At 43.5% G+C, this 24,661-nt stretch carries 33 protein-coding genes; 10 read left to right on the forward strand and 23 right to left on the reverse strand.

All coding sequences use genetic code 11. The features are described from left to right. Position 1: 1 nt before the first annotated feature. Together parE and OVA33_RS15510 are read right to left on the reverse strand one after the other, a co-directional pair. Positions 2–1,969, reverse strand: coding sequence for a DNA topoisomerase IV subunit B (gene parE, locus OVA33_RS15505; protein WP_128974087.1), 1,968 nt, complete (start codon positions 1,967–1,969; stop codon positions 2–4). A gap of 423 nt (positions 1,970–2,392) precedes the next feature. Next, positions 2,393–2,800, reverse strand: coding sequence for a CoA-binding protein (locus OVA33_RS15510; RefSeq protein WP_007410316.1), 408 nt, complete (start codon positions 2,798–2,800; stop codon positions 2,393–2,395). Between the two features lie 151 nt (positions 2,801–2,951). On the opposite strand from OVA33_RS15510, the gene plsY reads away from it, so the two are divergent. Together plsY and OVA33_RS15520 are read left to right on the forward strand one after the other, a co-directional pair. Continuing rightward, entirely contained in the window at positions 2,952–3,533 is a 582-nt protein-coding gene (gene plsY / locus OVA33_RS15515) for a glycerol-3-phosphate 1-O-acyltransferase PlsY (protein WP_065180807.1), read from the forward strand. Positions 3,534–3,621: 88 nt separating this feature from the next. Further along, on the forward strand, positions 3,622–3,909 hold the full coding sequence (locus tag OVA33_RS15520; protein WP_007410318.1) for a HesB/YadR/YfhF family protein: 288 nt from the start codon (positions 3,622–3,624) through the stop codon (positions 3,907–3,909). Positions 3,910–3,940: 31 nt separating this feature from the next. On the opposite strand, the gene OVA33_RS15525 is transcribed toward OVA33_RS15520, so the two are convergent. From OVA33_RS15525 to acnA, 7 genes are all read right to left on the reverse strand, one after another. After that, positions 3,941–4,240: a hypothetical protein gene (locus OVA33_RS15525; protein ID WP_003153968.1), complete on the reverse strand. Its 300-nt coding sequence runs from the start codon at positions 4,238–4,240 to the stop codon at positions 3,941–3,943. Between the two features lie 15 nt (positions 4,241–4,255). Next, positions 4,256–4,672 (reverse strand): YbgC/FadM family acyl-CoA thioesterase, encoded by a 417-nt coding sequence (locus OVA33_RS15530; protein WP_003153973.1) that lies wholly within the window; start codon positions 4,670–4,672, stop codon positions 4,256–4,258. Positions 4,673–4,758: 86 nt separating this feature from the next. Next, a complete protein-coding gene (tlp, locus tag OVA33_RS15535) occupies positions 4,759–5,001 on the reverse strand; it encodes a small acid-soluble spore protein Tlp (protein ID WP_003153975.1) in 243 nt (80 codons plus the stop codon). Positions 5,002–5,025: 24 nt separating this feature from the next. Next, a complete protein-coding gene (locus OVA33_RS15540; protein ID WP_003153977.1) occupies positions 5,026–5,172 on the reverse strand; it encodes an acid-soluble spore protein N in 147 nt (48 codons plus the stop codon). Positions 5,173–5,235: 63 nt separating this feature from the next. Next, a complete protein-coding gene (locus OVA33_RS15545; protein ID WP_012117651.1) occupies positions 5,236–5,361 on the reverse strand; it encodes an FbpB family small basic protein in 126 nt (41 codons plus the stop codon). Between the two features lie 78 nt (positions 5,362–5,439). After that, entirely contained in the window at positions 5,440–5,949 is a 510-nt protein-coding gene (locus tag OVA33_RS15550; protein ID WP_003153980.1) for a TlpA family protein disulfide reductase, read from the reverse strand. 61 nt (positions 5,950–6,010) lie between these two features. Beyond that, positions 6,011–8,737, reverse strand: coding sequence for an aconitate hydratase AcnA (gene acnA, locus OVA33_RS15555; protein WP_017417878.1), 2,727 nt, complete (start codon positions 8,735–8,737; stop codon positions 6,011–6,013). Between the two features lie 231 nt (positions 8,738–8,968). Between acnA and sspO the strand changes: the two genes are divergently transcribed. The 4 genes from sspO (at position 8,969) to OVA33_RS15575 (ending at position 10,420) form a co-directional block, all read left to right on the forward strand. Then, complete coding sequence (gene sspO / locus OVA33_RS15560) at positions 8,969–9,115, forward strand: acid-soluble spore protein SspO (RefSeq protein ID WP_003153982.1); 147 nt, start codon at positions 8,969–8,971, stop codon at positions 9,113–9,115. Positions 9,116–9,144: 29 nt separating this feature from the next. Continuing rightward, entirely contained in the window at positions 9,145–9,291 is a 147-nt protein-coding gene (locus tag OVA33_RS15565; RefSeq protein ID WP_003153984.1) for a small acid-soluble spore protein P, read from the forward strand. 94 nt (positions 9,292–9,385) lie between these two features. Beyond that, the gene (locus OVA33_RS15570; RefSeq protein ID WP_003153985.1) at positions 9,386–9,757 is read left to right on the forward strand and encodes an Hsp20/alpha crystallin family protein; all 372 of its coding nucleotides are present in this window, start codon (positions 9,386–9,388) and stop codon (positions 9,755–9,757) included. Positions 9,758–9,991: 234 nt separating this feature from the next. Continuing rightward, positions 9,992–10,420 (forward strand): DUF2621 domain-containing protein, encoded by a 429-nt coding sequence (locus OVA33_RS15575; protein ID WP_017417876.1) that lies wholly within the window; start codon positions 9,992–9,994, stop codon positions 10,418–10,420. A 27-nt stretch (positions 10,421–10,447) separates the two neighbouring features. Here the strand turns inward: OVA33_RS15575 and OVA33_RS15580 are convergent, their stop codons facing one another. The 3 genes from OVA33_RS15580 to OVA33_RS15590 form a co-directional block, all read right to left on the reverse strand. After that, positions 10,448–10,939: a CcdC family protein gene (locus OVA33_RS15580; RefSeq protein ID WP_104843542.1), complete on the reverse strand. Its 492-nt coding sequence runs from the start codon at positions 10,937–10,939 to the stop codon at positions 10,448–10,450. Positions 10,940–11,018: 79 nt separating this feature from the next. Then, complete coding sequence (locus OVA33_RS15585) at positions 11,019–11,381, reverse strand: response regulator (protein ID WP_007410327.1); 363 nt, start codon at positions 11,379–11,381, stop codon at positions 11,019–11,021. An 84-nt stretch (positions 11,382–11,465) separates the two neighbouring features. Beyond that, positions 11,466–12,173, reverse strand: coding sequence for a cytochrome c biogenesis protein CcdA (locus OVA33_RS15590; RefSeq protein ID WP_088056486.1), 708 nt, complete (start codon positions 12,171–12,173; stop codon positions 11,466–11,468). 201 nt (positions 12,174–12,374) lie between these two features. Here OVA33_RS15590 and OVA33_RS15595 point away from each other — a divergent pair, with 201 nt between their 5' ends. Further along, positions 12,375–12,548 carry an aspartyl-phosphate phosphatase Spo0E family protein gene (locus tag OVA33_RS15595; protein WP_012117647.1) on the forward strand — a complete coding sequence of 58 codons (174 nt, stop codon included), beginning with the start codon at positions 12,375–12,377 and terminating at the stop codon, positions 12,546–12,548. Positions 12,549–12,621: 73 nt separating this feature from the next. Here the strand turns inward: OVA33_RS15595 and OVA33_RS15600 are convergent, their stop codons facing one another. The 6 genes from OVA33_RS15600 to yneA all read right to left on the reverse strand — a co-directional run bounded on the left by OVA33_RS15600 (position 12,622) and on the right by yneA (position 16,973). Next, positions 12,622–12,840 (reverse strand): YneF family protein, encoded by a 219-nt coding sequence (locus OVA33_RS15600; RefSeq protein WP_003153994.1) that lies wholly within the window; start codon positions 12,838–12,840, stop codon positions 12,622–12,624. A gap of 85 nt (positions 12,841–12,925) precedes the next feature. Beyond that, positions 12,926–13,372 carry a sporulation inhibitor of replication protein SirA gene (gene sirA / locus OVA33_RS15605; RefSeq protein WP_014418019.1) on the reverse strand — a complete coding sequence of 149 codons (447 nt, stop codon included), beginning with the start codon at positions 13,370–13,372 and terminating at the stop codon, positions 12,926–12,928. 151 nt (positions 13,373–13,523) lie between these two features. Next, entirely contained in the window at positions 13,524–15,527 is a 2,004-nt protein-coding gene (gene tkt / locus OVA33_RS15610) for a transketolase (protein ID WP_014418018.1), read from the reverse strand. 166 nt (positions 15,528–15,693) lie between these two features. Next, positions 15,694–15,927, reverse strand: coding sequence for a DUF896 domain-containing protein (locus OVA33_RS15615; RefSeq protein ID WP_003153997.1), 234 nt, complete (start codon positions 15,925–15,927; stop codon positions 15,694–15,696). Positions 15,928–15,995: 68 nt separating this feature from the next. Beyond that, the gene (locus OVA33_RS15620; RefSeq protein ID WP_017417874.1) at positions 15,996–16,646 is read right to left on the reverse strand and encodes a YneB family resolvase-like protein; all 651 of its coding nucleotides are present in this window, start codon (positions 16,644–16,646) and stop codon (positions 15,996–15,998) included. A 15-nt stretch (positions 16,647–16,661) separates the two neighbouring features. Further along, positions 16,662–16,973 (reverse strand): cell division suppressor protein YneA, encoded by a 312-nt coding sequence (yneA, locus tag OVA33_RS15625; protein WP_003154001.1) that lies wholly within the window; start codon positions 16,971–16,973, stop codon positions 16,662–16,664. 155 nt (positions 16,974–17,128) lie between these two features. On the opposite strand from yneA, the gene lexA reads away from it, so the two are divergent. Further along, positions 17,129–17,749 (forward strand): transcriptional repressor LexA, encoded by a 621-nt coding sequence (gene lexA, locus OVA33_RS15630; protein ID WP_007611720.1) that lies wholly within the window; start codon positions 17,129–17,131, stop codon positions 17,747–17,749. Between the two features lie 339 nt (positions 17,750–18,088). On the opposite strand, the gene OVA33_RS15635 is transcribed toward lexA, so the two are convergent. Continuing rightward, positions 18,089–18,517 carry a hypothetical protein gene (locus OVA33_RS15635; protein WP_014418016.1) on the reverse strand — a complete coding sequence of 143 codons (429 nt, stop codon included), beginning with the start codon at positions 18,515–18,517 and terminating at the stop codon, positions 18,089–18,091. Between the two features lie 153 nt (positions 18,518–18,670). On the opposite strand from OVA33_RS15635, the gene OVA33_RS15640 reads away from it, so the two are divergent. Next, on the forward strand, positions 18,671–19,120 hold the full coding sequence (locus tag OVA33_RS15640) for a YndM family protein (RefSeq protein ID WP_017417873.1): 450 nt from the start codon (positions 18,671–18,673) through the stop codon (positions 19,118–19,120). 27 nt (positions 19,121–19,147) lie between these two features. On the opposite strand, the gene OVA33_RS15645 is transcribed toward OVA33_RS15640, so the two are convergent. The 4 genes from OVA33_RS15645 to OVA33_RS15660 form a co-directional block, all read right to left on the reverse strand. Continuing rightward, positions 19,148–19,978 (reverse strand): prohibitin family protein, encoded by an 831-nt coding sequence (locus OVA33_RS15645; protein WP_014418014.1) that lies wholly within the window; start codon positions 19,976–19,978, stop codon positions 19,148–19,150. Then, positions 19,965–20,114, reverse strand: a complete 150-nt coding sequence (locus OVA33_RS15650) for a hypothetical protein (RefSeq protein WP_014418013.1) — start codon at positions 20,112–20,114, stop codon at positions 19,965–19,967. The genes OVA33_RS15645 and OVA33_RS15650 overlap by 14 nt, the downstream gene beginning before the upstream one ends. A 105-nt stretch (positions 20,115–20,219) precedes the next feature. Continuing rightward, positions 20,220–21,044, reverse strand: coding sequence for a poly-gamma-glutamate hydrolase family protein (locus tag OVA33_RS15655; RefSeq protein WP_017417872.1), 825 nt, complete (start codon positions 21,042–21,044; stop codon positions 20,220–20,222). Between the two features lie 308 nt (positions 21,045–21,352). Further along, positions 21,353–21,787 carry a dUTP diphosphatase gene (locus tag OVA33_RS15660; protein ID WP_017417871.1) on the reverse strand — a complete coding sequence of 145 codons (435 nt, stop codon included), beginning with the start codon at positions 21,785–21,787 and terminating at the stop codon, positions 21,353–21,355. Between the two features lie 380 nt (positions 21,788–22,167). On the opposite strand from OVA33_RS15660, the gene OVA33_RS15665 reads away from it, so the two are divergent. After that, positions 22,168–24,585 (forward strand): peptidase G2 autoproteolytic cleavage domain-containing protein, encoded by a 2,418-nt coding sequence (locus OVA33_RS15665; protein ID WP_063636649.1) that lies wholly within the window; start codon positions 22,168–22,170, stop codon positions 24,583–24,585. Positions 24,586–24,661: the final 76 nt, after the last annotated feature.

Consider the following 24,661-nt stretch of genomic DNA (forward strand, 5'->3'; position numbering starts at 1 on the left):
ATTAAACCTCCTCAGCGACCGACAAGTTTTCATTTTCCAAAATATTGCTTTCCTCATCTAATCCGAAGGCAACATTCTTTTCAATCCATTTTCTTCTCGGTTCTACTTTGTCTCCCATTAATGTCGTTACGCGGCGCTCTACCCGTGCCGCATCGTCGATCTTGACTCTGACGAGCGTTCGCGATTCGGGATTCATCGTCGTTTCCCAGAGCTGGTCTGCGTTCATTTCTCCCAGACCTTTATAGCGCTGGATGGTATACCCTTTGCCGACTTTCTTTAAAACGCCGTCCATTTCTTCGTCGGACCAGGCATATTCAATAATCTCTTTCTTACCGCTCCCTTTGCTCACTTTGTAAAGAGGCGGAAGGGCGATGAAGACTTTTCCGTGCTCGATTAAAGGTTTCATATAGCGGTAGAAAAACGTTAACAGCAAGACTTGAATGTGCGCGCCGTCGGTATCCGCGTCCGTCATGATGATGATCTTGTCATAGTTGATGTCGTCTATATCAAAATCTGCGCCGACACCGCCGCCGATCGCATGAATAATCGTATTGATTTCTTCATTTTTGAAGATGTCTGCAAGCTTTGCTTTCTCTGTGTTGATGACCTTTCCGCGAAGGGGCAGCACGGCTTGAAATTTCCGGTCTCTTCCCTGTTTTGCAGAACCTCCCGCAGAGTCTCCCTCCACCAGATACAATTCATTCTTCGCCGGATTTCTGGAACCGGCCGGTGTGAGTTTTCCGCTCAGCGTCGCTTCTGATTTTTTTCGCTTTTTGCCGCTTCTCGCTTCTTCTCTCGCTTTACGGGCCGCTTCACGGGCCTGGCTTGCTTTAATCACTTTTTTGACAAGCAGGGTCGCCGTATCGCGGTTTTCTTCCAGGAAATAAGCAAGATTCTCGGAAATGACGGCATCCGCGGCTGATCTCGCCTCACTTGTGCCAAGCTTCCCTTTCGTCTGGCCTTCAAATTGCAGCAGTTCCTCCGGGATACGCACGGAAATGATTGCGGACAAACCTTCCCTGATATCGGCGCCTTCAAGGTTCTTGTCTTTCTCTTTTAAAAGGGCAACCTTTCGCGCATACTCGTTAAACGCTCTTGTCATTGCCGTTTTGGCTCCTGATTCGTGGGTGCCGCCGTCCTTTGTTCTGACGTTATTAACGAATGACAGCATATTTTCTGAATACCCGTCATTAAACTGAAACGCGAAATCGACTTCAATGTCATGATGCTCGCCTTCAAAGGAAACCACTTCGCATAAAGCGTCTTTTTCCTCGTTTAAATAAGCGACAAATGCTTCAATTCCGTTCTCATAATAAAATACTTCTTTTACGCCGTTCCGTTCATCAATTAATTCTATTTTCAAACCTTTTAACAAGAAAGCTGATTCGCGCAGACGTTCTGACAGCGTGTCAAAATTATAAACCGTTGCGCTGAACATTGACGGATCAGGTTTAAAATGGGTAAGCGTTCCCGTTTTTTTGGTCGTTCCGATTTTTTCAAGTGAAGTCACGGGCTTGCCGCCGTTTTCAAATCGCTGTTTATAAACATATCCGTCACGCTCAATAGTAACTGTCAGCCACTCCGATAACGCGTTTACGACAGATGCGCCGACACCATGCAGACCGCCGCTTGTTTTATAGCCGCCCTGTCCGAATTTCCCCCCGGCATGCAGCACGGTGAAAATAACTTCCGGCGTCGGCTTTCCGAGCTTATGCATCCCGGTCGGCATTCCGCGTCCTCTGTCCTGTACGGAGATGCTGTTGTCCTTATGTATCGTTACGATAATATGATCTCCGTAGCCGGCAAGAACTTCATCGACGGAATTGTCGACGATCTCATATACCAGATGGTGCAGGCCGCGTGCGTCCGTCGAACCGATGTACATTCCCGGTCGTTTTCTGACGGCTTCCAGGCCTTCAAGCACCTGTATGGCATCTTCGTTGTAATCAAATTGCTGTTTTCTAGCCAAACGTACAAACCCCTTTCAAAAAACCTGCTCTTAATCATTCTCTTTTTTAAATGTTTTCATGTCTTTGTTTTTCAGTATGCGCAAGCTTCGGTCCAATTCTCCTCGGACTCACAATTATAACCAATATGCTTGATTTCGCAACATATTTAAGCGAATGGCTCGTTTTTTAGGCCGCAAGACATACATTCGAACGGCTTTTCATCTTTTTGGTGCCCTTTTCGGCAGATAAGAACATGAGTTCGCTTTCTATTATATAGCTTTATGCCGGCCATCGCAAACAGACTGCAAACCCCTGTATAAAGGGGTTTCTAAAAAAGCTGTTCATGCTTTATTGTATCTGTTTCATCATCATACGCAAAGAGTATTCTTTCAATAAAAAAGCAAAAACCCCTGATTTGCCAAGGATTTTTGCCTTTTTTGTTCCTATTTTATAACAGCGCGGGCGACTTTTATACATAAATCCATAACAGCCGTCCGTCCTTTGTCTGTAATCATGCGATACGCTTCTTCATTTGCAAGGCCCTGCTGCGCCCAAAAAACGGGAGCGTCCGTCTGTAAAAATTCTTCAGCAACGCCGGGAAGCTGCTCAGAGCGTCTGAACACATTCACGATATCAATCGGCCCCTCCACGTCTTTTAACGAAGCAACGGCTTTAACGCCAAGCGCCTCATCAATCGTTGGGTTGACGGGAATAATTTCATACCCTTCATCCTGCATCGCTTTGGAAACCATGTAAGAAGTCCGGTCGGGACGGTCTGACAGCCCGACGACTGCGATCCGTTTGCTCCGGTCCAGAATTTCTTTAATCTCTGATTTTGAAGGATTTTGCATCTTTACCATCTCCTTTTGATATATTGTACATGACCGCTTCGCCGGAATCAAAAAAAGCGCTTTGTCAGCTTAATTCTCAAAAAACTTGTCATCAGACGGTAACAACTCGTGTTAAAATAGAGTGAAGGGACATTGAAAAGGAGAAATGTAGATGTTGATTGCTTTATTGATTATTTTGGCCTATGTAATAGGCAGCATCCCGTCAGGTTTAGTCGTAGGCAAACTTGCGAAAGGGATCGATATTAGAGAACACGGAAGCGGCAATTTGGGCGCTACAAATGCTTTTCGCACGCTTGGCGTTAAAGCGGGATCTGTCGTCGTCGCAGCCGATATTTTAAAAGGCACCCTGGCCGCGGCGCTCCCATATTTACTGCACGTCCCCATTCATCCTCTTCTCGCAGGGGTGGCAGCAGTGATCGGCCATGTATTCCCGGTGTTCGCAAAGTTTAAAGGAGGCAAAGCCGTAGCCACATCAGGGGGCGTCCTGCTGTTTTATGCTCCGCTGTTATTCGTTACGATGGTTGCAGTATTTTTCGTATTTTTATTCCTTACGAAATTTGTTTCTCTGTCTTCAATGTTAACAGGGATTTATACGATTATTTACTGTCTGTTTGTAAAAGACCCTTATTTATTAATCGTAGTGACGCTCTTGACCGCGTTTGTTATCTACAGACACAGGGCAAACATCAAACGGATTATAAACAAAACAGAACCGAAGATCAAATGGTTTTGATGAAACTTCAATTTTGACATCAAAATGCCATATGCGTTTATAATAGAGATAATTTCTTTATATGAGAAACAAAAAGGGAGTGTTCCGGATGAACATGAAAGTAACGAAAGGCGCGCTGGATTGGTACAAAGAAGAGCTCGATCTGGAAACAGGCGACCATGTCCGTTTCTTTGTCCGTTACGGGGGATGCAGCAACGTTCAGAAAGGCTTTTCTCTCGGCATTTTAAAAGACCGGCCGATGAACATCGGCACCAGCACGGAAGTTGAAGGCATTACCTTTTTTATTGAAGAAAGCGACTTATGGTACTTTGATAATCACGATTTGTCAGTCACATATTCAGATCAGGCAGAAGAGCCGGTATTTGATTACGTGTAAAAAAAAGAACGCAGCGGATGCGTTCTTTTTTTTACAGCCTGAACCTTTTGAGATGATCAGTCAGACGTTCTTTTTCTAATATGCTTCTTTGCGTTTCTCCGAGCAGGTCAAAGTGGGGAAATTCATTTTTATGGTGAATCCACTCCGGCTTCAGCCCGTACTCCGCTCCCCATCTGATCAGTTTATTGAGATCGCTTGAACCGGCCTTCGTCACGGTCTTAGCCTCCGGAAAGCGGTCGTCCAGCCAGTAATGCGTTAAAAAAGCGATTTTCCCTTCCGATACATCCCGCTTCCATCTTTCCAGTTCCTTACGCGTAATTCCAAATGCCATAACTGCAGCCGCTCCTTATTTTTTTGCCTTTTCGTAAGCGGCATGCCAATCAGGAAAAGCCTTGCGAAACTGAATCGGTTTGAAGCTCTCTTTATCAACGCATATATGAGAGGATGTCGCTTTGATGGCAAGTTCTTGATCCGGATTATAGATGTGGTAGCCGTAAACGGTTTTAAATCCGTTATATTCTTCAATCCAAGTATGTACGACAGCCGTTTCTCCGTAGCGGAGCGGCTTTTTATAAGAAATGCTGATATCCAATACAGGGGACAGCACTCCTCTATCTTCCATATCTTTGTAAAGGAATCCGAGTTCCTTAATCAGCGCCGTTCTGCCGACCTCCATCCAGACTAAGTAATTGGCATGATAGACGATGCCCATTTGATCTGTTTCCGCATAACGCACTTCTATTTCTTTTTTTGACACATGCAACGTTCTCTGCTCCCTTTTTATCAGATTAGCCCCATTTTATCACAACGAGCCGGAAAGAGAAAAAAACCAGGTTTCCCTGGTTTTTATTATGATTGATAGCCGTTTTCTCTTGCAGCCGATTCATCCTGAATTTCACTGCGGAACGATTCAATGCTTTCATTGCGTCTGGCATTCTTCTCTTGAATGCGCTGTTTTTCCTCATCTGTCGCAAATTCCATTGATTCTTTCGCTTCTTCTATATTTTCAATTGTATTCTGCACCATATCCTGCAGCTTTTCAACGTTATCGGAACGGTCATCCGGATTCGGTTTTTGATCATTGTTTGTCATAATATCTGCTCTCCTTTGATGATGTTATTCGCCTTTCGTCTGCATGACAATCGGATGTCCGTTTGACTTGTCATGAAACTTTTCCCCTTTATTGCGTTTATATTTAACGGGTTTTGTCCCTAAGTGGCTCGGAGCGTATTGCGGCTGGCCGTCTTTCTTGTTTATGCCCATGTTCATCCCTCCTTAAGAGTATATTTTGCAAAAGGAGGTGTAAACATGACTGCAAATTAAAGGTTATTTTTGTTTGAACCGCTGCTCCAGCTTTTCTTCAAGCTGATTCAAATATTCCGTATTGGTCATCAGCTCACGTTTATTTTCCATAACCAATTCATGAAAAGAACGTTTTCGCATTTTTTTCAATCTTCTCACCTCCGTGTTTTCATTCATTTTTTCCAATTTTTCAAAACCTAAGCCCTTTACAATAAAAAAACTGAACCTCTATTTGAGATCCAGTTTTTCTTTCATTTCTTTTTTTGTCATCGTGCCTACGCGAATGTGCTGAATGGTTCCTTTTTCGTCTAATATGTATGTTGTCGGATAAGAAAGCACGTTGAAATCCCCGTTAATTCCGCTTTTGTCAATCAGAATAGGAAAGGTCAGCTGATAATGATCAGCAAATGATTTCACAGCCTGTATATTTTTTTCAGAGGATGTAAAATTAACGGCTGCTACCGCAATATCAGGATATTCTTTCTGCAGCTCCTGCATATCGGGCATTTCCATTCTGCACGGCTTGCACCACGTCGCCCAGAAATTGAGGAGCACTTTTTTTCCTTTATAATCAGAAAGGGAGATGCTTTTTCCTGACAATGTATCAAGTGTAAAGTCAGGGGCTTTCATCCCTTCTTCTGTCCCTTCTTTCGGACTTTTTTGCACAGAATAAATATTCCAGCCCGCATACACTAACAACCCGATAAGTAACATTCCGCCCAGCCATTTCGCAAGCATCTTAAGGCCTCCCGCATAAAAAGAGAGAAAGCAGACTGCTTTCTCTCCTTTGTTCATTCTGCTACTGTTTCATTTTATCGCGAAGCACCATTTGTAAAATGCCGCCGTGGCGATAGTAATCAATTTCCACTTCACTGTCGAAACGGACAACGACTTCAAACGTTTTTACCGTACCGTCTTCACTGATTGCTCTGACAGTCAGCAAGTCGCGCGGACGTACAGATTCATCAACATCCACCTCAATGACTTCCTTACCTGTTAAGCCGAGTGTATCCGCGTTTTCACCCTGTTTGAACTGGAGCGGCAGCACACCCATGAAGACGAGGTTGCTTCTGTGAATTCTTTCAAAGCTTTCGGCAATGACTGTTCTGATGCCGAGCAGGTTTGTTCCTTTTGCAGCCCAGTCACGTGAAGAGCCCATTCCGTAATCTTTTCCGGCCAGGACGACAAGACCCGTTTTATCTTCTTTATACCGCATGCAGGCATCATAAATAGATGTCACTTTCCCGGTAGGCCAATGTGTTGTGTATCCGCCTTCTGTACCCGGTGCGATTTGGTTTTTAATGCGGATATTGGCGAATGTTCCTCTCATCATGACTTCATGGTTTCCGCGGCGTGAGCCGTAAGAGTTAAAGTCACGAGGAGAAACGCCTTTTTCCTGCAGGTATTTGCCCGCCGGTGTGTCTTTTCCGATCGCTCCGGCCGGAGAAATGTGGTCAGTCGTCACGGAATCGCCGAATTTGCCGACAACGCGAAGTCCTCTTAAAGGCTCAACTTTTCCAGGCTCTACAGACATTTCCTCAAAGAACGGCGGGTTTTGAATGTAAGTGGAATCCTGATCCCACTTGTACAGCGCTTCATCCGTCGTTTCGATTTCGTTCCAGCGCTGGTTGTCGTCAAATACCGTTTCATACTCTTTGCGGAATAATTCCGGCGTAACAGTCTGTTTGACGAGAGAATTGATTTCATCCATGGACGGCCAGATGTCATCGAAATAAACATTTTGTCCGTCATTTCCGACACCGATCGGATCCGTTTTCAGGTTGATATTCACAGTGCCTGCTAATGCGTATGCGACAACAAGCGGAGGTGACGCAAGGTAGTTTCCTTTGACAAGCGGATGGATCCGGCCTTCAAAGTTTCTGTTACCCGACAAGACAGAAGTGATCAAGAGATCATTTTTAGCAACCGCTTCTTCAATCTCTGGAGAAAGCGGGCCGGAGTTCCCGATACATGTCGTACAGCCATACCCTACGAGGTTAAAGCCGAGCTCCTTCATGTAAGGAAGCAGGCCTGAGTTGACTAAGTATCCAGTAACAACCTTAGACCCCGGTGCAAGTGACGTTTTAACATAATTCGGCACTTTCAAGCCTAATTCTACCGCTTTTTTGGCTACCAATCCGGCACCGATTAATACATAAGGGTTTGATGTATTCGTACAGCTTGTAATAGCGGCGATTGCAATCGCCCCTGTTTTCATAACCGCATCTTCACCGCTGTTAAGTTTAAATGAAATTTCTTTGTTCTCTTCAGCAGCATCCGCTCCGAATCCTTGGTTGCCGGCCGGGCTGACAAGATGTTTTTTAAACGTTTCCTGCATAACGGAAAGCGGGATTAAATCCTGCGGACGTTTCGGGCCTGAAAGGTTCGCTTCGATTTTTGACAGATCAATTTCCACAACGTCTGTAAAAATCGGCTCTTCCGCGTCAGGCGTATAGAATAAACCGTTGTTGCGGCAGTATGCTTCCACAATATCGATCTGCTCTTCTTCACGGCCGGTCAGACGCAGGTAAGAAAGTGCTTCCTCGTCAACAGGGAAGAATCCGCAAGTCGCTCCGTATTCCGGCGCCATATTGGCAATAGTCGCACGATCCGCAAGCGGAAGCTCAGCAACACCAGGACCGAAGAATTCAACAAATTTATTGACTACGCCTTTTTCGCGCAGCACTTGAGTGACTTTCAGCGCCAAGTCAGTCGCCGTCGTTCCGTTAGGCAATTTTCCGACAAGTTTCGCGCCGATGACCTCAGGAACAGGGAAATATGAAGGCTGGCCGAGCATTCCCGCTTCCGCCTCGATACCGCCGACACCCCAGCCGAGGACGCCGATTCCGTTAATCATTGTTGTATGGGAATCTGTTCCCACCAATGTATCAGGATATGTCACAAGTTCTCCGTCTTCCTCTTTCGTATGAACGACACTTGCCAAAAACTCAAGGTTTACCTGATGAACGATACCTGTTGCAGGCGGAACAGCCTGATAATTGTTAAACGCTTTCTTTGCCCAGCTTAAAAATTTATAACGTTCTGCATTTCTTTCGAATTCTAAGTCCATATTAATGGCTAACGCGTCTTCCGTACCGGCTTTGTCGACTTGTACGGAGTGGTCAATGACCAGGTCAACCGGAATTTCAGGATTGATTTTATCAGGGTCTCCGCCGACAGAAGCCATGGCTTTTCTTAAAGATGCCAGGTCAACTACGGCCGGAACGCCGGTAAAGTCCTGTAGAATAACCCGTGACGGTTTAAACGGCACATCGATATCTTTTAATTCAGCAGTACCCCATCTTGCTAAATTTTCAACATGTTCTTTTGTAATGACGCGTCCGTCTACCTGACGCAAAACGGATTCCAAAAGAACCTTAATAGAATAAGGAAGTTTTGAAACATTGCCGACCCCTGCGTCTTCCAATGCTTTTAATGAATAATAGTTGTATGTTTTCCCATTTGAAGAAAATGTTTTTCTTGCTTGGAAAACGTCTTGTGTTGCGACTTTTTGCTGATTTGTCATTCTCCAAAATCCCCCTTCAATGATCAAGATCGTTCTTTAGATGAATGTTCACATTCCATCACAATTTTCTCACAATTTCATCTTAGTATAAAATCATACATAAGTAAATATCAATGTTTTTATTAAATACAATAAGATCGTCTTATCAGCATGATTTTCGGTAAATTTTGTCCGATTTTCCGCCTCATACAACGGGCTGTAAAGAGCCATATTAATGTTGAGGTGATGATCATGGTAAAACGGAAAGCCAATCATGTGATTAACGGCATGAATGATGCGAAAAGCCAAGGAAAAGGCGCGGGTTATATAGAAAATGACCAGCTCGTCCTGACGGAAGAAGAACGGCAGAACAATAAAAAAAGAAAAACAAACCAATAGCCGGAACACCTTAAAAAGGAGGCTTTAACATGACAAATAAAAATACGAGTAAAGATATGCATAAAAATGCTCCGAAGGGCCATAACCCCGGCCAGCCGGAACCGCTGAGCGGAAGCAAAAAAGTGAAAAACCGCAACCATACAAGACAAAAACATAATACAAGCCACGATATGTAAAACAGACCCCGGTGTCTGTTTTTTTGTGCCATTCACCCATTCAAAGCTTCTGCATACGTTATAGCAAGGCTTTTTAATATGGAGGAATGCTTCCATGAATCACTCAAAAAACGCTGAAGAATTTGATGATACGGAAGAATGGCTGCGGCAGTTTTACGAGGACCCGTATGCTTGGTATGACGAGACGCTGCCGATCGATCTATATGAAACAAGCCGTCAATATATCATTGAAGCCGACCTGACGGCGCTGAAGCAGGTGCAGGCGATCACCGTCACTCTTTCGGGAAATGAGTTTATGCTCTCTGTTAAAACGCTTGAACGGACGTTAAACAAACAAATGGTGCTTCCTTTTTATCTGAATGACAAACATATTTTCACTGATTTCACCAACCATATTCTGACCGTCTCCATGAACAAGGAGCCAAATGAGACTCCTGCCTCTTTTTCCTTTCAATTTCCTCTATAACATAAAAAAGCCGCTTTCATCCCCTCAATGGAAGCGGCTTTTTTGTCCGGTCATATCAGTCATATACCCTCAAAGTGAATCTCCCATGGCCAAATAGCAGAATCACTATACGATAGAATATGTTCTAGCAACCGGAATGACTGGACATCTATCATTTTTTCTATTCTTTTTTTCATGTGTTCTTCTATTCTGTCTTCGTTTACAATATGGTTAAAGTAAGGAGGAGATAGAACAATGCTGGAAGGCTGGTTTATGTGGTTTATTTTATTTTGGGTCATCGTGATGATCGGATTGCTGTCTATCGGCGGGTTTTTTATGTTTCGAAAATTTTTAAAACGCTTGCCGAAAGAAGACGGCCGGTCAGAACTGGATTGGCAGGACTATTATATTGAAAAAAGCAGGCACTTATGGAATGAGGGTGACAAGGCGTTTTTGGATGAACTGGTCGCCCCCGTGCCGGAGCTCTTTCGGGATGTAGCCAAAGCGAAAATCGCCGGAAAAATCGGTGAACTTTCCTTAGCGGAGGAAGCTGAACAAATAAACCGTGATTTAATCATCAGGGGTTACATACTGGCCACTCCTAAGCGTGATCATCAATTTTTAAAAAAGCATCTCCGTGAAAAACAGATTGATCTTACTCCTTATCAAGACCTGCTCAAATAAAAAACCTTTCCGGCGGACGGAAAGGTTTTAATTCATCTGAATATCAGCGGTCTTCAGTTCATTCGAAAGTTTGCGGTAAGACAAAAACATCGCGATGCGCCACGGGACAATCATTCCGAAAGCAAGAATCCAAAACATCCCGCTTAAAGCTCCGTAATCAATCGTCGTGCTCAAAATGGATTTCATAGCGATTCTGATAACCAGCAAACCAATCAGGATAAACACAAACGCTTTTGACCGTTTTAAATAGATTTCATTATTTTTAATCTCAAATTTAGATGTTTTAATCAGAAAAATAGAGAAGATTACGCCCAGCGTAATGGCCTCCAAAAATTCTTCGCCCGACACTTTGAAAATCGGAAAAAGGAACATAAGCGCTCCCGTACTCATGAAAATCGGCGGGAGAATTATTTTTTTAGGTGAAGCGGGCTTGTCGGAGGATTTAATCCTGACGATCATCACGGAAATTGCCATGGCCGCTGCAATAACGGATGAAATTATAATCATCATCTTTATCATTCCTTTGCTTGCACGGAGTTTGATACTATATACTATACTCCAAAAACATAAAAAAAACCAATTTGAAAAGAGAACATGTTTACGTTCCCGTTACCCGGCCTACGGCCTCCAGCACTTTAGATGCTTCAAACGGTTTAACGATAAAGTCTTTAGCGCCTAATTCAATCGCTTCCAGAACGATCCGCTGCTGCCGCATGGCGGTGCACATGATGATCCGGGCTTTCGGGTCAAAAGCTAAAATATCCTGCAGCGCCTGTATACCGTTTTTGACCGGCATGGTAATATCCATTGTCACCAGGTCGGGACGGATTTTTTGATATACTGCCAGGGCTTCCTCCCCGTCAGCCGCTTCCCCGGCCACTGTGTAATTCGCCGATTCCAGAATCTCTCTGATTTTCACCCTCATGAACTTGGCGTCATCTACAACTAAAACTCGTGTCATATTCCCCTCCACATATTTAACATTAACTAGTCTTATTGTACCAAAAACGAAAGGGTATATAATAGTTCAAAAGTTATTAATCCGTTACAGACCCGTAAATCCTCCGAAAAGATTTGACAGAACGATCAGAATGTAGCTCATCCAGTTAAAAAACAGCATAACTCCGATCAGAATCATAAGAATGCCGCCGATTTTCATGATAAGCAGCTGATGCTTGCGAATCCAATTCATTCTGGTAATAAAAAATGAAAGAACAAGAAAAGGAATCGCAAAACCGAGAACATATAAAAACATATACGGCACTGCTGAAGAAGGATTTGTATTTGCCAGCGAAAACACGGCTCCTAAAATAGGCCCGCTGCACGGCGACCAGCCGGCTGCAAACGCAAGACCGATCAGAACCGAACCGATAAACCCCTCCGGACGGCGCTTAAAGTGAATGCGCCGCTCTTTCATCATGAATTTCGGCTGAAACACACCGGCAGTAATCAGCCCGAAAAGGATCAGCATGATAGCGCCAAACTGGCGGATCGCTTCATGATATTGGGTGAAAAAACTGCCGATAAATGAAGTTCCATATCCCAATGCGATAAAAATCACGGAGAAACCAAGCAAAAAACAAAGTGTATGCACGAGGCCGCGCTTTTGCAGCATCACCTTTTCTGTTTTCACCTCGTCCATACTGACACCAGTTATGTAAGATAAAAAGGCGGGGTACAACGGCAGACAGCATGGAGAAATGAAAGACAGAAATCCGGCCCCAAACGTCAGAAAGTAATTAAAACTCACGATGACACACTCCCTTCGAGTTATGACAAAATCATTTCATTTTTTTAACACTTTCCCGAGAAGGATTACTTTTTATAGAAAAAGCTTATATAATTTAATTTGACATCGAGATATTATACTCCTTCTTATTTGAAAAACAGTATAAATGTGGATATAATAATAGCGACTCAGGTGAAAGATTTATGTATGAAAGGATATATCCCTGTGATTAGAGAGCATCTATTAAATGAAATTGAAAAAAAACGGGCAGAGCTGCTTAAAATCGTCATGACAAACGGAATGACATCAAACATTACGATAGAACTCAGCCAGGAGCTTGACCACCTTCTCATACAATATCAAAAAGAACTGCACACCGGCAGTTGGGGTGAAACATGACGCCAAAATAAAAAACCCTCTCCGGGTTTTTTATTTTTATAACCATGTATCTCTATATCATAATCTGTACGTATTATTTCGCTTGATTATTCATGGCTTTCATCATTTGATTAATTTTCTTTTGAGAAGGTTTCATTCCCATTTGCATCATCATCATGCGTAACATTTGTTCATTAATAGGCGGATTCTTTTTCAAATAGCTCATCATATATTTACGAGCAATAAAAAACCCGAGTGCAACACCTATGAGCAATGCGACAACGCCCACTAGGATGCCAACCCATAAAGTCATTTTATTTCCTCCTTCATGTTGTCTAGTTTAAAGTGTACTAAACCAAAGGCTATTATACAACATTTACATCTCTTTTTCCTCGTTTTTAGACAAAATTTCTTTCTCTGACCGGATTTAACCACCCGTAGCGCCGTGTCTTGAAATCCATTGCAAGAAAACAGGGGCTGATTTTACGCAGAATCTCAAAGAAAATCGTTTCCGCCTCATAATCTCCCGAAGCTGCAATCTCAATTAAACTGTCTTTCATCATGAAGGTGGCGCAACCCTTTTCTCCGGGCAGTGTAAGCCGGTAAATGGAATCCAAACGGCTGTAACTCATTCGGTTTAAATGCAGCTGGAGACGCTGATGCATATGTATCACCGGAATCGGTTCCGTTATATATTGAACTTGCTTTTCTGTCATTTGATATTCCTGGGGTGTCAGATCTGTCCAATGATAGTCTCGAAACAACTCAAACATAGCCGTTTCCCGCCCGAAGTAGTGGTTCGCAAACTCATCCTTTATCAGGTGCGTATAGTAATGACGTTCCATTTCCTCATCCCCTTTTACAGCGCTTCGTTATTGCTTTCTATTATACAAAAGGAGAAAAGAAAGAATTGTCTATTACTGTTGCGCCGCCCCTTCTATTTTTGTCGCATAAACAGGAAAAAGAGGATGATTTGACTCATCCTCTTTTGTCTCGTTATTTGTTTAAAAGTTTTTTCACGCGGTCAACCACGTTTTCTGCAGTAAACCCGTATTCTTTCATAATTGTTTCTCCCGGAGCTGAAGCACCGAAACGGTCAATTGCGAGAACGTCTCCTTCAAGACCGGTAAATTTGCCCCATCCGAAGCTTGAACCCATTTCGATCGCAAGACGTTTCGTCACATTCGGAGGAAGCACGCTGTTTTTGTACTCGGCCGATTGTTTTTCAAAGCGGTCCCAGCTCGGCATGCTGACTACAGATACGTGAATGTTTTCTTCAGCCAGTTTCGCTTGAGCTTCGATCGCAAGTCCGACTTCAGAACCTGTCGCTAAAAGAAGAGCGGCCGGTGATTCTGTTTGGGCTTTGGAAACGATATAAGCCCCTTTATCCACGCCCGCATACGCTTCTTCAGCCTGCTGATCAATCGTCGGCAGGTTTTGGCGTGTCAATACAAGAGCTGTCGGATGATCTTGGCTTTGAACGGCAACCTTCCATGCAGCTGCGGTTTCATTTCCGTCAGCAGGTCTGATCACAGAAAGGTTAGGAAGTGCGCGTAAAGAAGCAAGCTGCTCAATCGGTTCGTGAGTCGGCCCGTCCTCTCCTACGGCAATACTGTCATGTGTGAATACATAAGTGACGGGAAGACCCATCAATGACGCCAGACGAATGGCAGGTCTTAAATAATCAGAGAACACAAAGAATGTGCCGCCGAATACGCGGAGGCCGCCGTGAAGCGCCATTCCGTTTAATGCAGCGCCCATCGCAAATTCACGGACACCGAACCAGAAGTTTTTCCCGGCGTAGTCTTTTGCCGTGAAGTCTCCTCCATTTTTGATTGTCGTTTTATTTGAACCCGCAAGGTCAGCAGATCCCCCGACAAAGAAAGGAATTTTCTTGGCGATCCCGTTCAGCACCTCACCTGAAGATGCACGGGAAGCAAGGCTGCTGCCTTTTTCATAAACGGGAACTTCCTGATCCCAGTCTTTAGGAAGCTCGCCTTTCATGCCGAGTGACAGCTGTTCAGCAAGCTCAGGATATTTTTCTTTATAAGCCGCGAACAGTTCATTCCATTCCTGTTCTTTTTTCGAGCCGGCTTCTTTTACAGCTTGATTGAAATGCCCGTATACTTCTTCCGGAACATAAAAATCTTCTTCAAACGTCCAAGCATACGCTTCTTTTGTCAGCTTGCTCTCTTCTTGTCCTAACGGAGCGCCGTGAACGCCGGATGTGCCCGCGCGGTTTGGAGAACCGAAACCGATTGTCGTTTTCACTTCGATCAATGTCGGTTTTTTATCATTCTGGCGCGCTTTTTCAATTGCAGCCGTCAATTCAGCGATGTTGTTTCCGTCCTCAACATAAAGAACTTCCCAGTTCATTGCTTCAAAACGCTGCTTTACATTTTCAGAGAAAGAACGGTCTAAATCGCCGTCTAAGGAAATGTCATTAGAATCGTATAATACGATCAGACGGCCTAATTCAAGATGGCCTGCAAGAGAAGCTGCTTCGGAAGAAATGCCTTCCATTAAATCGCCGTCTCCGCAAATACTGTATGTATAATGATCAACTACGTTGAATGAATCACGGTTATATGTCTCAGCCAGATGGCGTTCTGCAATTGCCATTCCCACTGCCATTGCAATACCCTGTCCAAGCGGTCCGGTCGTAGCGTCTACTCCGGCTGTGTGCCCGAACTCCGGATGTCCCGGTGTTTTGCTTCCCCATTGACGGAACTGTTTCAAGTCTTCAATGCTGAGGTCATATCCGCTTAAATGCAGCATGCTGTATAAAAGCATTGAACCGTGGCCTGCTGATAAAACAAAGCGGTCGCGGTTAAACCAGCCCGGATTCTGCGGATTTACATTCATAAATTTCGTCCACAATGTATATGCCATCGGAGCGGCTCCCATCGGCATGCCCGGATGTCCGGAATTCGCTTTTTCAATTGCGTCTATAGATAGTGTACGAATGGTGGCAACTGATTTCTTTTCAATTGTATCCATTATAATCCCCTTCCTTATTGTTGTACCTTTTCATCATAAAGCGATGCTGACTTTTTCTCAACTCTTTCAGCTTAAATTTGAGATAAACTTGTTGAAAATTGTCGTAAAGCACATCCTGATATTAGTATATACGAAAAAAGAATACGTATTGCCGTATTCTTTCTGTTTAATGAAGATTATTTTTCTGTTGTTCTCTTTTTAATTTTTCAGGGGTGACATCGTTGCCTTCCGGATCAATCACTTTTACGCTCTTTAACGTATTTTTCATTGAGGAGCGGAATCCTTTCAAATATTCCTGGCGAAGCTTTTGCTGTTCAGCTTTTTCCTCATCCGTTATTGTGTTTGATTTAGCTTTTTGAGCCAATTCGTTAATTCTTGCGATTTTTTCTTTAGAAATCATAATAAGCTCCTTTGGTGCGTGTTGATTATATACTACTAAAACGCAGTCTTTTTTACAACTGATGCGCGTCAGCTGCCTTCTGTATCTGCGGTATATTCCTGAAACCGCCGGTGAACCGTGGCTTTGGACACATCATAGCCGAATCCTCTTAAGGTCGCTGCGATTTCTGCAAAGGTAAGCTTGTTGGCTCTCAGCCTGATAATTTCCGAAACCGGAACCTCTTTTTTTTCTTTTCCGCTGTTTTCATGCCTGTTTTTCAGATTCCGTTCAGGTTTGTAGCCGTTTTTCATGGCTCTTTTCATTCCCCGCCGGATTTTCATATTGTGAATTTTCCTTTGATATTCCTCAACAATACTGACGATTTCAAGTACCATCGTATCAGCTTCGGAAAGCTCCAGTTCACCTTTATGAGCCGTCGTATATATCTTTACGTTCTCCCTGTAAATGCAATGCAAAAGCGCAATCTTGGCGTTTCCTCTTCCCAATCTCGTTTCGTCCTGCACCAATATCGCGTCAATATGTGATTTTTTAATTTCATCAAGCATTTCAAATACTCCGTCGCGGTCCATTTCGTAACCGCTGGCTTTCTCAGAAATGACTTTCACGACTTCCATGCCGTTTGCAGCAGCGATCTCACTGAGCTCCTCTTCCTGTCTTTTTAATGACGTTTGCTGCTGTTCTTTGTTTGTGCTTACGCGGGCATAAATGAGCGCCTTCATTTCTCTCTTTCCTCTCTAATTGACAATGGCCAGCTGATATACGGCCGGATGCTTCTTCTTAACCGGAAGAATAAGTTCGTCTCCGGGCTTTATATCAGCAGTTTGGAGATGGTTATTCTCCGTCACCCACTCAATGAAATCTTCTTTATTAATGTGTTTCTTTTCTGCTACATGATCCGCAAGTGACCAGAGTGTATCACCGTCCTGAACCTTTATTTTAACATATTGGCTGAGGGACTGATCATTTCCCGCACATGAGACAAGTAAAATAGCGGCACTTAAAATCGCAGTAAACAGTCCGACAAATATAATAGATTCTTTCGCCATGTAAACAACCTCCAATAAGAATGTTTGTTCGCTTTTTATACCTTTCAGTATATACGAACAAACGTTTCTGTCAATCGTTTTTTCGAACCTATGTTTGTACTGTCAGGAAAATCATGCTATAATCTACTTAAAATCGACGTTTTGAGGTGCGAAATATGACGAAGCTATCAAAAAGGCAGCTTGATATCCTGCGTTTTATTAAAGAAGAGGTAAAAACGAAAGGATATCCGCCTTCTGTAAGAGAGATAGGAGAAGCAGTAGGACTGGCTTCCAGTTCAACCGTGCACGGCCATTTGGCGCGGCTGGAGACAAAAGGCCTGATCAGACGGGACCCTACTAAACCGAGAGCGATTGAGGTATTGGATGAAGAAGAAGTCCAAATTCCGAAAAGCCAGGTCGTAAACGTTCCGGTCATCGGGAAAGTGACGGCGGGTATTCCGATTACGGCTGTTGAAAATATCGACGAGTATTTTCCGCTTCCTGACCGGATGGTTCCTCCGGGCGAACATGTCTTTATGTTAGAAATCATGGGAGAAAGTATGATTGACGCCGGCATTTTTGACAAAGATTACGTCATCGTCAAACAGCAGAACACGGCCAATAACGGAGAAATCGTCGTAGCTATGACCGAAGATGATGAAGCGACGGTTAAGCGCTTCTATAAAGAAGACAATTATGTGCGGCTGCAGCCGGAAAATCCGACGATGGAGCCGATTATCCTGCAAAACGTAAGCATTTTGGGGAAAGTTATCGGCGTATTCAGAGCCGTACATTAATTCTATTAAACTTCATTTATCGTAAAAAACCCCTTACAGAGGGGTTTTTTTGCATAAAAAAAGCAGATTCGCCCTGGCTTAAGAAACGAATCTGCTAAGGAGGAAAAACTTACATTCTTATTATCCGACATCACACTTTTGAAGTCAACTAATAATGTTTCCCTAGAGAAACTTTTCATCCATTTTTCAACTTTGTATATTTGTGCGTGATGAATTTGTTTTTGTTTATCTTTTCTTTTGGGAGGGCGATCAAAAATTTATATATGAATATTTAGTACATAGTACAATAGGTTATATTTAAATATAAAAAAACCCGCTGCCTTTAGCGAGTACCTATTTTCAATCAAAATGATAATATTCTACACCGTATAACCCTTTAATATAGGCGGGGCCACAGACGTTTGAAGAACTTTCAACCAGAATTCTGTATTTGTGATACGGATCAATTGATTTTTTATCCTGGGCACTAAGGTTTAACCAGCTGCCGCTGTAGTTTTTAGAGCTTAATGTATAAAAATTTCCGTTCAGCGCCATCCGCTGGAGTTTCATGCTCAAACCGCACGAAGAGTTGTTCATTATGGTGAACTTATATCCTAAAAAGTAATCGTCGGCAGCTACAGCCCCAGGATTTTCAATATGAAACTCTTTTGCATTTCCCTCCAAAGTGAAGCTTGTTTTTGATCCGAATTCAGTGGTAGCCGCTTTAGCTGAGTGTATTCCGCTAAAACATAATAAAAAAACAGCAATACAAATCCAGTATTTTTTCATTTGCATCCCCCTTTTTACATATTTTAACTTGTGAATCCTGTGATGTCTATTCACATTTTATTAAAACGTATACTTTATAACCACTATATACCAGTTTAAAAATTTGCGGATTGCTTACAATGAAGACTAAACGAAATAACGAAGGTGGTTCAAATGAAACACGTAATTGCTTTCGCTTCTAAAACGGCGCTCACACTTGCTTTACTGTACATTGTTCTGGATCTTATGTACCAAGTAACCTTTTTAAACGTTCTGTTTATTACAGTGATCTTAAGTTTAATTACTTATTTTGCGGGTGATTGCATGATTCTGCCGAGAACAAGCAATTTCACAGCCGTTGCAGCTGATTTCGGAATTTCATTCATTGTATTATGGATATTCCTTATGAACATTGGCGGATTTAATGTCTCGCCTGCCGCGGCATCGGTTATCTCTGCACTTTGCATTTCTGTTTTCGAGGCATTTTTTCACCGGTATTTGCAGCAATATGTACTTCCCGAAGATTATCAGGACACAACAGAGACGGATAGCACGCTATGGAGCTATCAAACCGAGGCGTCTGAAGAATTAGTGCCGGAAAAAGACCCTCAGGAAAAAACATAAAAAGGAGGCAATCGCCTCCTTCTCTTTTTATTTTTGCTTCTGATCGTCCAGCGGCAGCTGCAGCAGCGAGTCTGTGCCTGTCGCTTTCGGCGTTTTTCCGTCCCATTTTTCAATCCATTTATATTTGATCATTTCATCGGACATTGATTTCTTTATGATTTGGTTGTAATCAGCGATCCCTTCCGCTTCAATTTTTTTCTTTTTCGCTTCGGCTTCGGCTATTTTAATTTCAGTTTGTGTCCGTTCAAGTTCCTGTGAAGACTTCACCCTTGCATCGATAGCTTCCTGTGTGGCTTTATCCGGCTTCGGTACGCCAAGCGTGAGATCATCAATTAAAAATCCAAGACTCTTCATATCATCAGCAAATCTCTTTTGAACATCGGCAGCGGCTTCTGCAGATTTTTGCCCGTATGTGTCAATAACCGAGTATTTGCTGATTGATTTTCGCGCCGCATCCCACAGCCTTGTTTTTAAATATGTATTTTCAATCGTTTCAACGTTTACCGCGCCGAATTTGTTAAACAGATCGACTACTTTATCAGGCTGCACGACATAGTTGTAAGCGATATCCATTTCTATATTTTTACCGTCTGAGGTTGCCACTTTTATATTTTCATTATTCACTGTCTGCATACGCACCGGATATTCCGTTACTTTATTAAATAAACCGACTAAGTGCCAGCCTTGGTCCAATGTGTCGGATTTTACCCCGCCATTCGGTGAGTATACAACCCCGACATAACCGTTCGGTATTTTTTCAATGAATAGTGACGCTGTAACGCCCGCAATTAAAAGGGCTGCACCTATAATCACACCGCCGAGAATTTTTTTTGTGTTTCCGCGCTTATTTTCGCTCATGCTGATCTTCTTCCTCCCATGACTTTTTGAATTTTTTGGCTCTGCTTCCCACTTGTTTAAAGATTGGACTAAGCATCAGCCATAAACCGAATCCGATGATGACAAGAAGAATGATAGACCCGATCATCACTTTCATTTGCCCACCTCTTTTCTTTCATCCTGTCAATTATGTATACGATCTTAAGAACTTAAAGTTTCATAAATTTCAAAAGAAAAAGCCCCGCCGACAAAATAGGCGTGCTTATTCATAATTGTCACTGATAAAATCAGAAATCGTTTTTGTGAATTGATAAAAGGTCCCGTTTTGTGTGGATGCTCTGCTTTTCAGCGTAAAAGTGTCAAATAGTGATTTTCTGAAGCCGGTGCTCATTTCGATTTGAATACTCAATCCGGATGAAGATTGATTGGCAAGGTTGTTCGGACTGACGCCTGCATATTTATCATTTATGCCAAGAAGAACGGCAGGATACCCGTGCCGTTTCAGCACATCGGTCAAAAGTTCGGCCCGTTCTCTGTCTGTACCGCCGATTTTTATCTTTTTATCATCACTGCCGTAACCGTGCAATGAAATGACATTAGAGTGCTCTTTCACCATTTGCACGGCCTTAGGTTCATCGAAATGCGAACTTGTCAAATGCAGAGCCGCATTACCGGCTGATTTTAACCCTTCAAATAAATACAAACTCCGGTTTTCGGCAATTTCTCTGGCTAACTCACTGGACCCCGGCTCTATGCCTCCGCCGTGTATAGCTAATATGAGGACAGAAGGGTTATGCTCTCGCGTTGAAATGGAAAAATCGGAAGGATTTTCATTCAACTTTAATTCCTCGAAACTGCCGTAAATATCTGAAGCGGCATTAGCCCGAAAGAACGGCAGAAGCAAAAACGGTAAAATCAAAACTAAAATTCCTTTTTTGGTTATTGATGGCATTTGTATGTTTATGTTACAATACAAATGCTTCAGCCTTTGAAGCGAACGGCAGAACAGGGTGACTTTGGACGGTTTCTTCTGCTCTGCCTCTTTGCCAGCTGCTTTATGGTCTACTCTTCTAACCCTTTTTGCCATAACATCATCCTTTCTTTTGTTTACACTTTTGTCACAATATTATATACGTTGGACAAAACCTCCGTTCATCTTGAAGAATAAAAACATCAAAACAACTTCTATCCTTTAACCTAAAAAAGTCTTTCTGTTCAAAGAGACGGAAGGCTTAAATATTTGCTCTTGGCATAGACGGTTACGGAGCGGCCGCTTATTTCGAAGTCAAATTCGAACGTGACGTATGATTTCCCAATTCAAGAATCCCCGAAACAAATTGAATGTAACTGCTGTTTCCATAAAAAAAGACTGCTGTTAAGCAGTCTTTTTTCGTTTTATTTCGTGCCTGTTGATCCCAGTCCACCGCGGTCATTGTTCCCGAGCTTGTCTACTTCGATCAGCTCCACTTCAGGCATTTTCTTCATGATTCTGAATTGGCAGATCCGCTCCCCCTTGGAAATGTCGGTATCCCGAAGCGCGAATGCAGGAAAAAACCAGAAGTCATTGTCGCCTTTATATGATTCATCAATGACTCCCATTGAATTTGTCTGAATGATACCGAAATGCTTATATGTACTTGAACGCGGAACGACATGGGCCTCATATCCTTCCGGCAGTTCCATCGCAACTCCAAGCGGGATAAGTTTGAATTCACCTTTTTTGATTGTGATATCTTCAGCTGCCCGCAGATCAATCCAATCGCCCTGTTCAATTTTACTGATTCTCGTTTGCGTATCATCTGAATATTTAATTTTGATTTTTAAAGTCATGTTCGCTGCTCCTTTTGCTTCCCTATTTCAGTCGTATTGATGACCAATCCGTGCCCCATTATACCATTTAACTGATAAGAATGTTGATTTTGGTGTATATGCAGCCGAAGAGGAAGCACGGCGAAGTCAATGAGAATAAACCTAAAATGAGGGCCCTTCCTATCAGTTTTTTCCTCCATTTTCACATGACAGCTTCAATTACAATAATGCAAAGCTTTATATCCGTTCTTTCAACAGAGCTTTTTTTAAATTTCACCTTGGTTTCAAAAGGAATTTCGTTCTGAATAAAGAATTTGAAGAATAAGCGCTTTAAAGGGCGCGCGACTCTTTTCTGTCCCCTGCCTCAGGCGCTTATATCAAAAGAAAGAGGTGTCTTTAGAATGGTTCAATTTAAAAACTTTCCTGATCCGTCTTTAAACGCCCCATTGCAGTCTCGCCCTGCACATCCCTCTGAATTGGAGCATCTCAAAGCAAGGATGCAGAATTTTATTAAGCATTCCGCAACGGATGATAATCTTGAGATCGCAGATGCCCGGGTGACGGCGGAAGGAATGGTCACCTCACTTTTAAAAGAACGGCTTGATACAGAATACGAAATGCTTATGAATAAAATCACCCGGGAAGTGAATGTGGAGGACTACGGAGCGGTCCCTGACGGCCGGGACAATACGGAAGCCTTTCGGAGAGCGATCGGGAACGGCCGGGTCAAAGTAAATGTCCCCGCAGGAGAATTTTTGGTTCAAGGGATAAAACTCCCCTCATGGACTACCATTTCCGGTGAGGGACAAGGGATTACCGTGCTTAAGCTTCATGAGGACACTCCCGCATACGAATGGGTCATTACTAACGATGATTACGATAATGGAAACCGTAATATTTTTGTCCAGAACATGACTTTAGACTGGAATCCTGATCGTCAATGCGGGGTCAGGAACCCCGGAGGACAGTTTTCCAGCTGTTTAACGTTTGCTAATGTGCAATACGGCTGGATTAAGAATGTTGAAACGGTTAACGCGGGTCTCCATGGTATTGATATTACATCTCCGACTTACGATCATTTGCCTGAAACAGAATGGACGAAAGACGGCTGCCGATATATATGGATTGATAACTGTGTGGCATACGGCGCCGGAGACGACGGCATTACCACCCATTACAGCGAGTATATTTTCATTTCCAACTGCCATTCCGGAAACCCCCGCGGCACAGAGCATGCTGAGGGCAGCGCAAACTCGAACGGCATTGAAATTGACGACGGCTCTAAACATGTATGGCTTTTAAATAACTATACGAGCGGAAATATCCGCGGGATTGAGGTAAAGGCGCACAGCCTGTGGCCGGCTTCTCAAAATGTTCATATTATCGGTCATGTTTCGTATCGTGATGTACGTTCATTTGATATTCGTCATATCGGCCATCATCAGGCCTCAGACCCCGAAAGCACGACGGCTTATGATGTTACTTTAACCGATTGCACCGCGATTGAACCGGTATTCAATGCTCTCTATGACGGTGTGACCCCGAGGGCGCTGGTCATCTCTGCCTATAAAAACGTTAATGTAAACGGATTCACATCTATTGGTGATCCCTCATACGACTATGGCGGGAATCCAGTCGTGGCTCTTCAATACCGCAGTCAAAATATTACGATTAACGGCATTAAAATACGCGGCTTTACACAAGCCGGTGTTGACATCAATATATCCGGCGGATCAAATAAAACCGATTATGTTAAAATTTCAAATTTTGATATATACAAGTCTTCTCCTAAAGGCATCTCAATCGGCGGAGGCCAATATAACGTAAATATTATGAACGGTACGATGATCGGAGACGGCGGTTCGGTCGGAATTACGTCCCCTAACAGTCAGGCCGTCATTCTCGGGGTGCAAGCGGAAGGTTACAGCGCGGCCGCATCTATAAAAGGACAGACTTATGAGCAGATCCCCGTCAATTTAAAGGGAGGCGCACAGCTCGCGACCAGCTCCGGTTTTGCATTCAACCCGACAAGCGCCGTTATTGCGGGAACAGGCGATATTACGGCCAGAGGTGACAGAAATGCGATCATCAGCTCTTCCGGAGGTTCAAGTTCTGAAGGTTCAAGGGCATTTATCGCCGCTTCAAACAATGTCCATATAACGGGCAGCAAAGTCTCCAGAACGATTCTGTCATCAGAAAGCATTACATTGGAAGAACCATACACGGTTGCCGGAGGGCATCAGTCCATCAAATGGAAACTGGATTCAGCGGGCGGCCACGGTACGTTCGCCGGAGCTGTCACCTCTTCCCTGTCAGGGTATGGAGAATATTTTGAAAGTGTAACCGGCCAGACAATTCCCGCCGGGACGATCGTCACAGTGAAAGGCGAAAAAATTGAATTGGCTCACGTCGGAGATTACATGCTCGGCGTCATTTCAGAAACAGCCGCTTTTATCTCAGGAGCCGCAAGCTTCGGATGGCAAAGCCGCTTTTTGACAAACGAGTTCGGCGGTTTCATATACGAAAATGTGACTGACGAAGAAACAGGAGAAACGGTACGCGTGCCGAAACAAAACCCAGACTGCAGTCCGGCTCTTGAAGCTGACTATGAAGCACGCGCGGCCAGAGACGAATGGCACATTGTCGGACTCAACGGCCGGCATTACGTACGGGTCGACGGTACGGTCAGCCCGGGAGATTATATCACGGCTCATAACGGAATCGGGACTAAAGCCGCAGAAGGCTGGAAGGTATTGAAACTGACAGCCTTATACAGTTCTGAAAAAGGGTACGGCATTGCAATTGCGGTTATCAAATAGGGACTCAATATCAGGATCATCTCCTCTCTTTTCTATCGGGCGGGTATGATCCTGTTTTTTATACCGAATGAGATGC

The organism is Bacillus sp. KICET-1, from assembly GCF_027721405.1.
Taxonomy (GTDB): Bacteria; Bacillota; Bacilli; order Bacillales; family Bacillaceae; genus Bacillus; species Bacillus velezensis.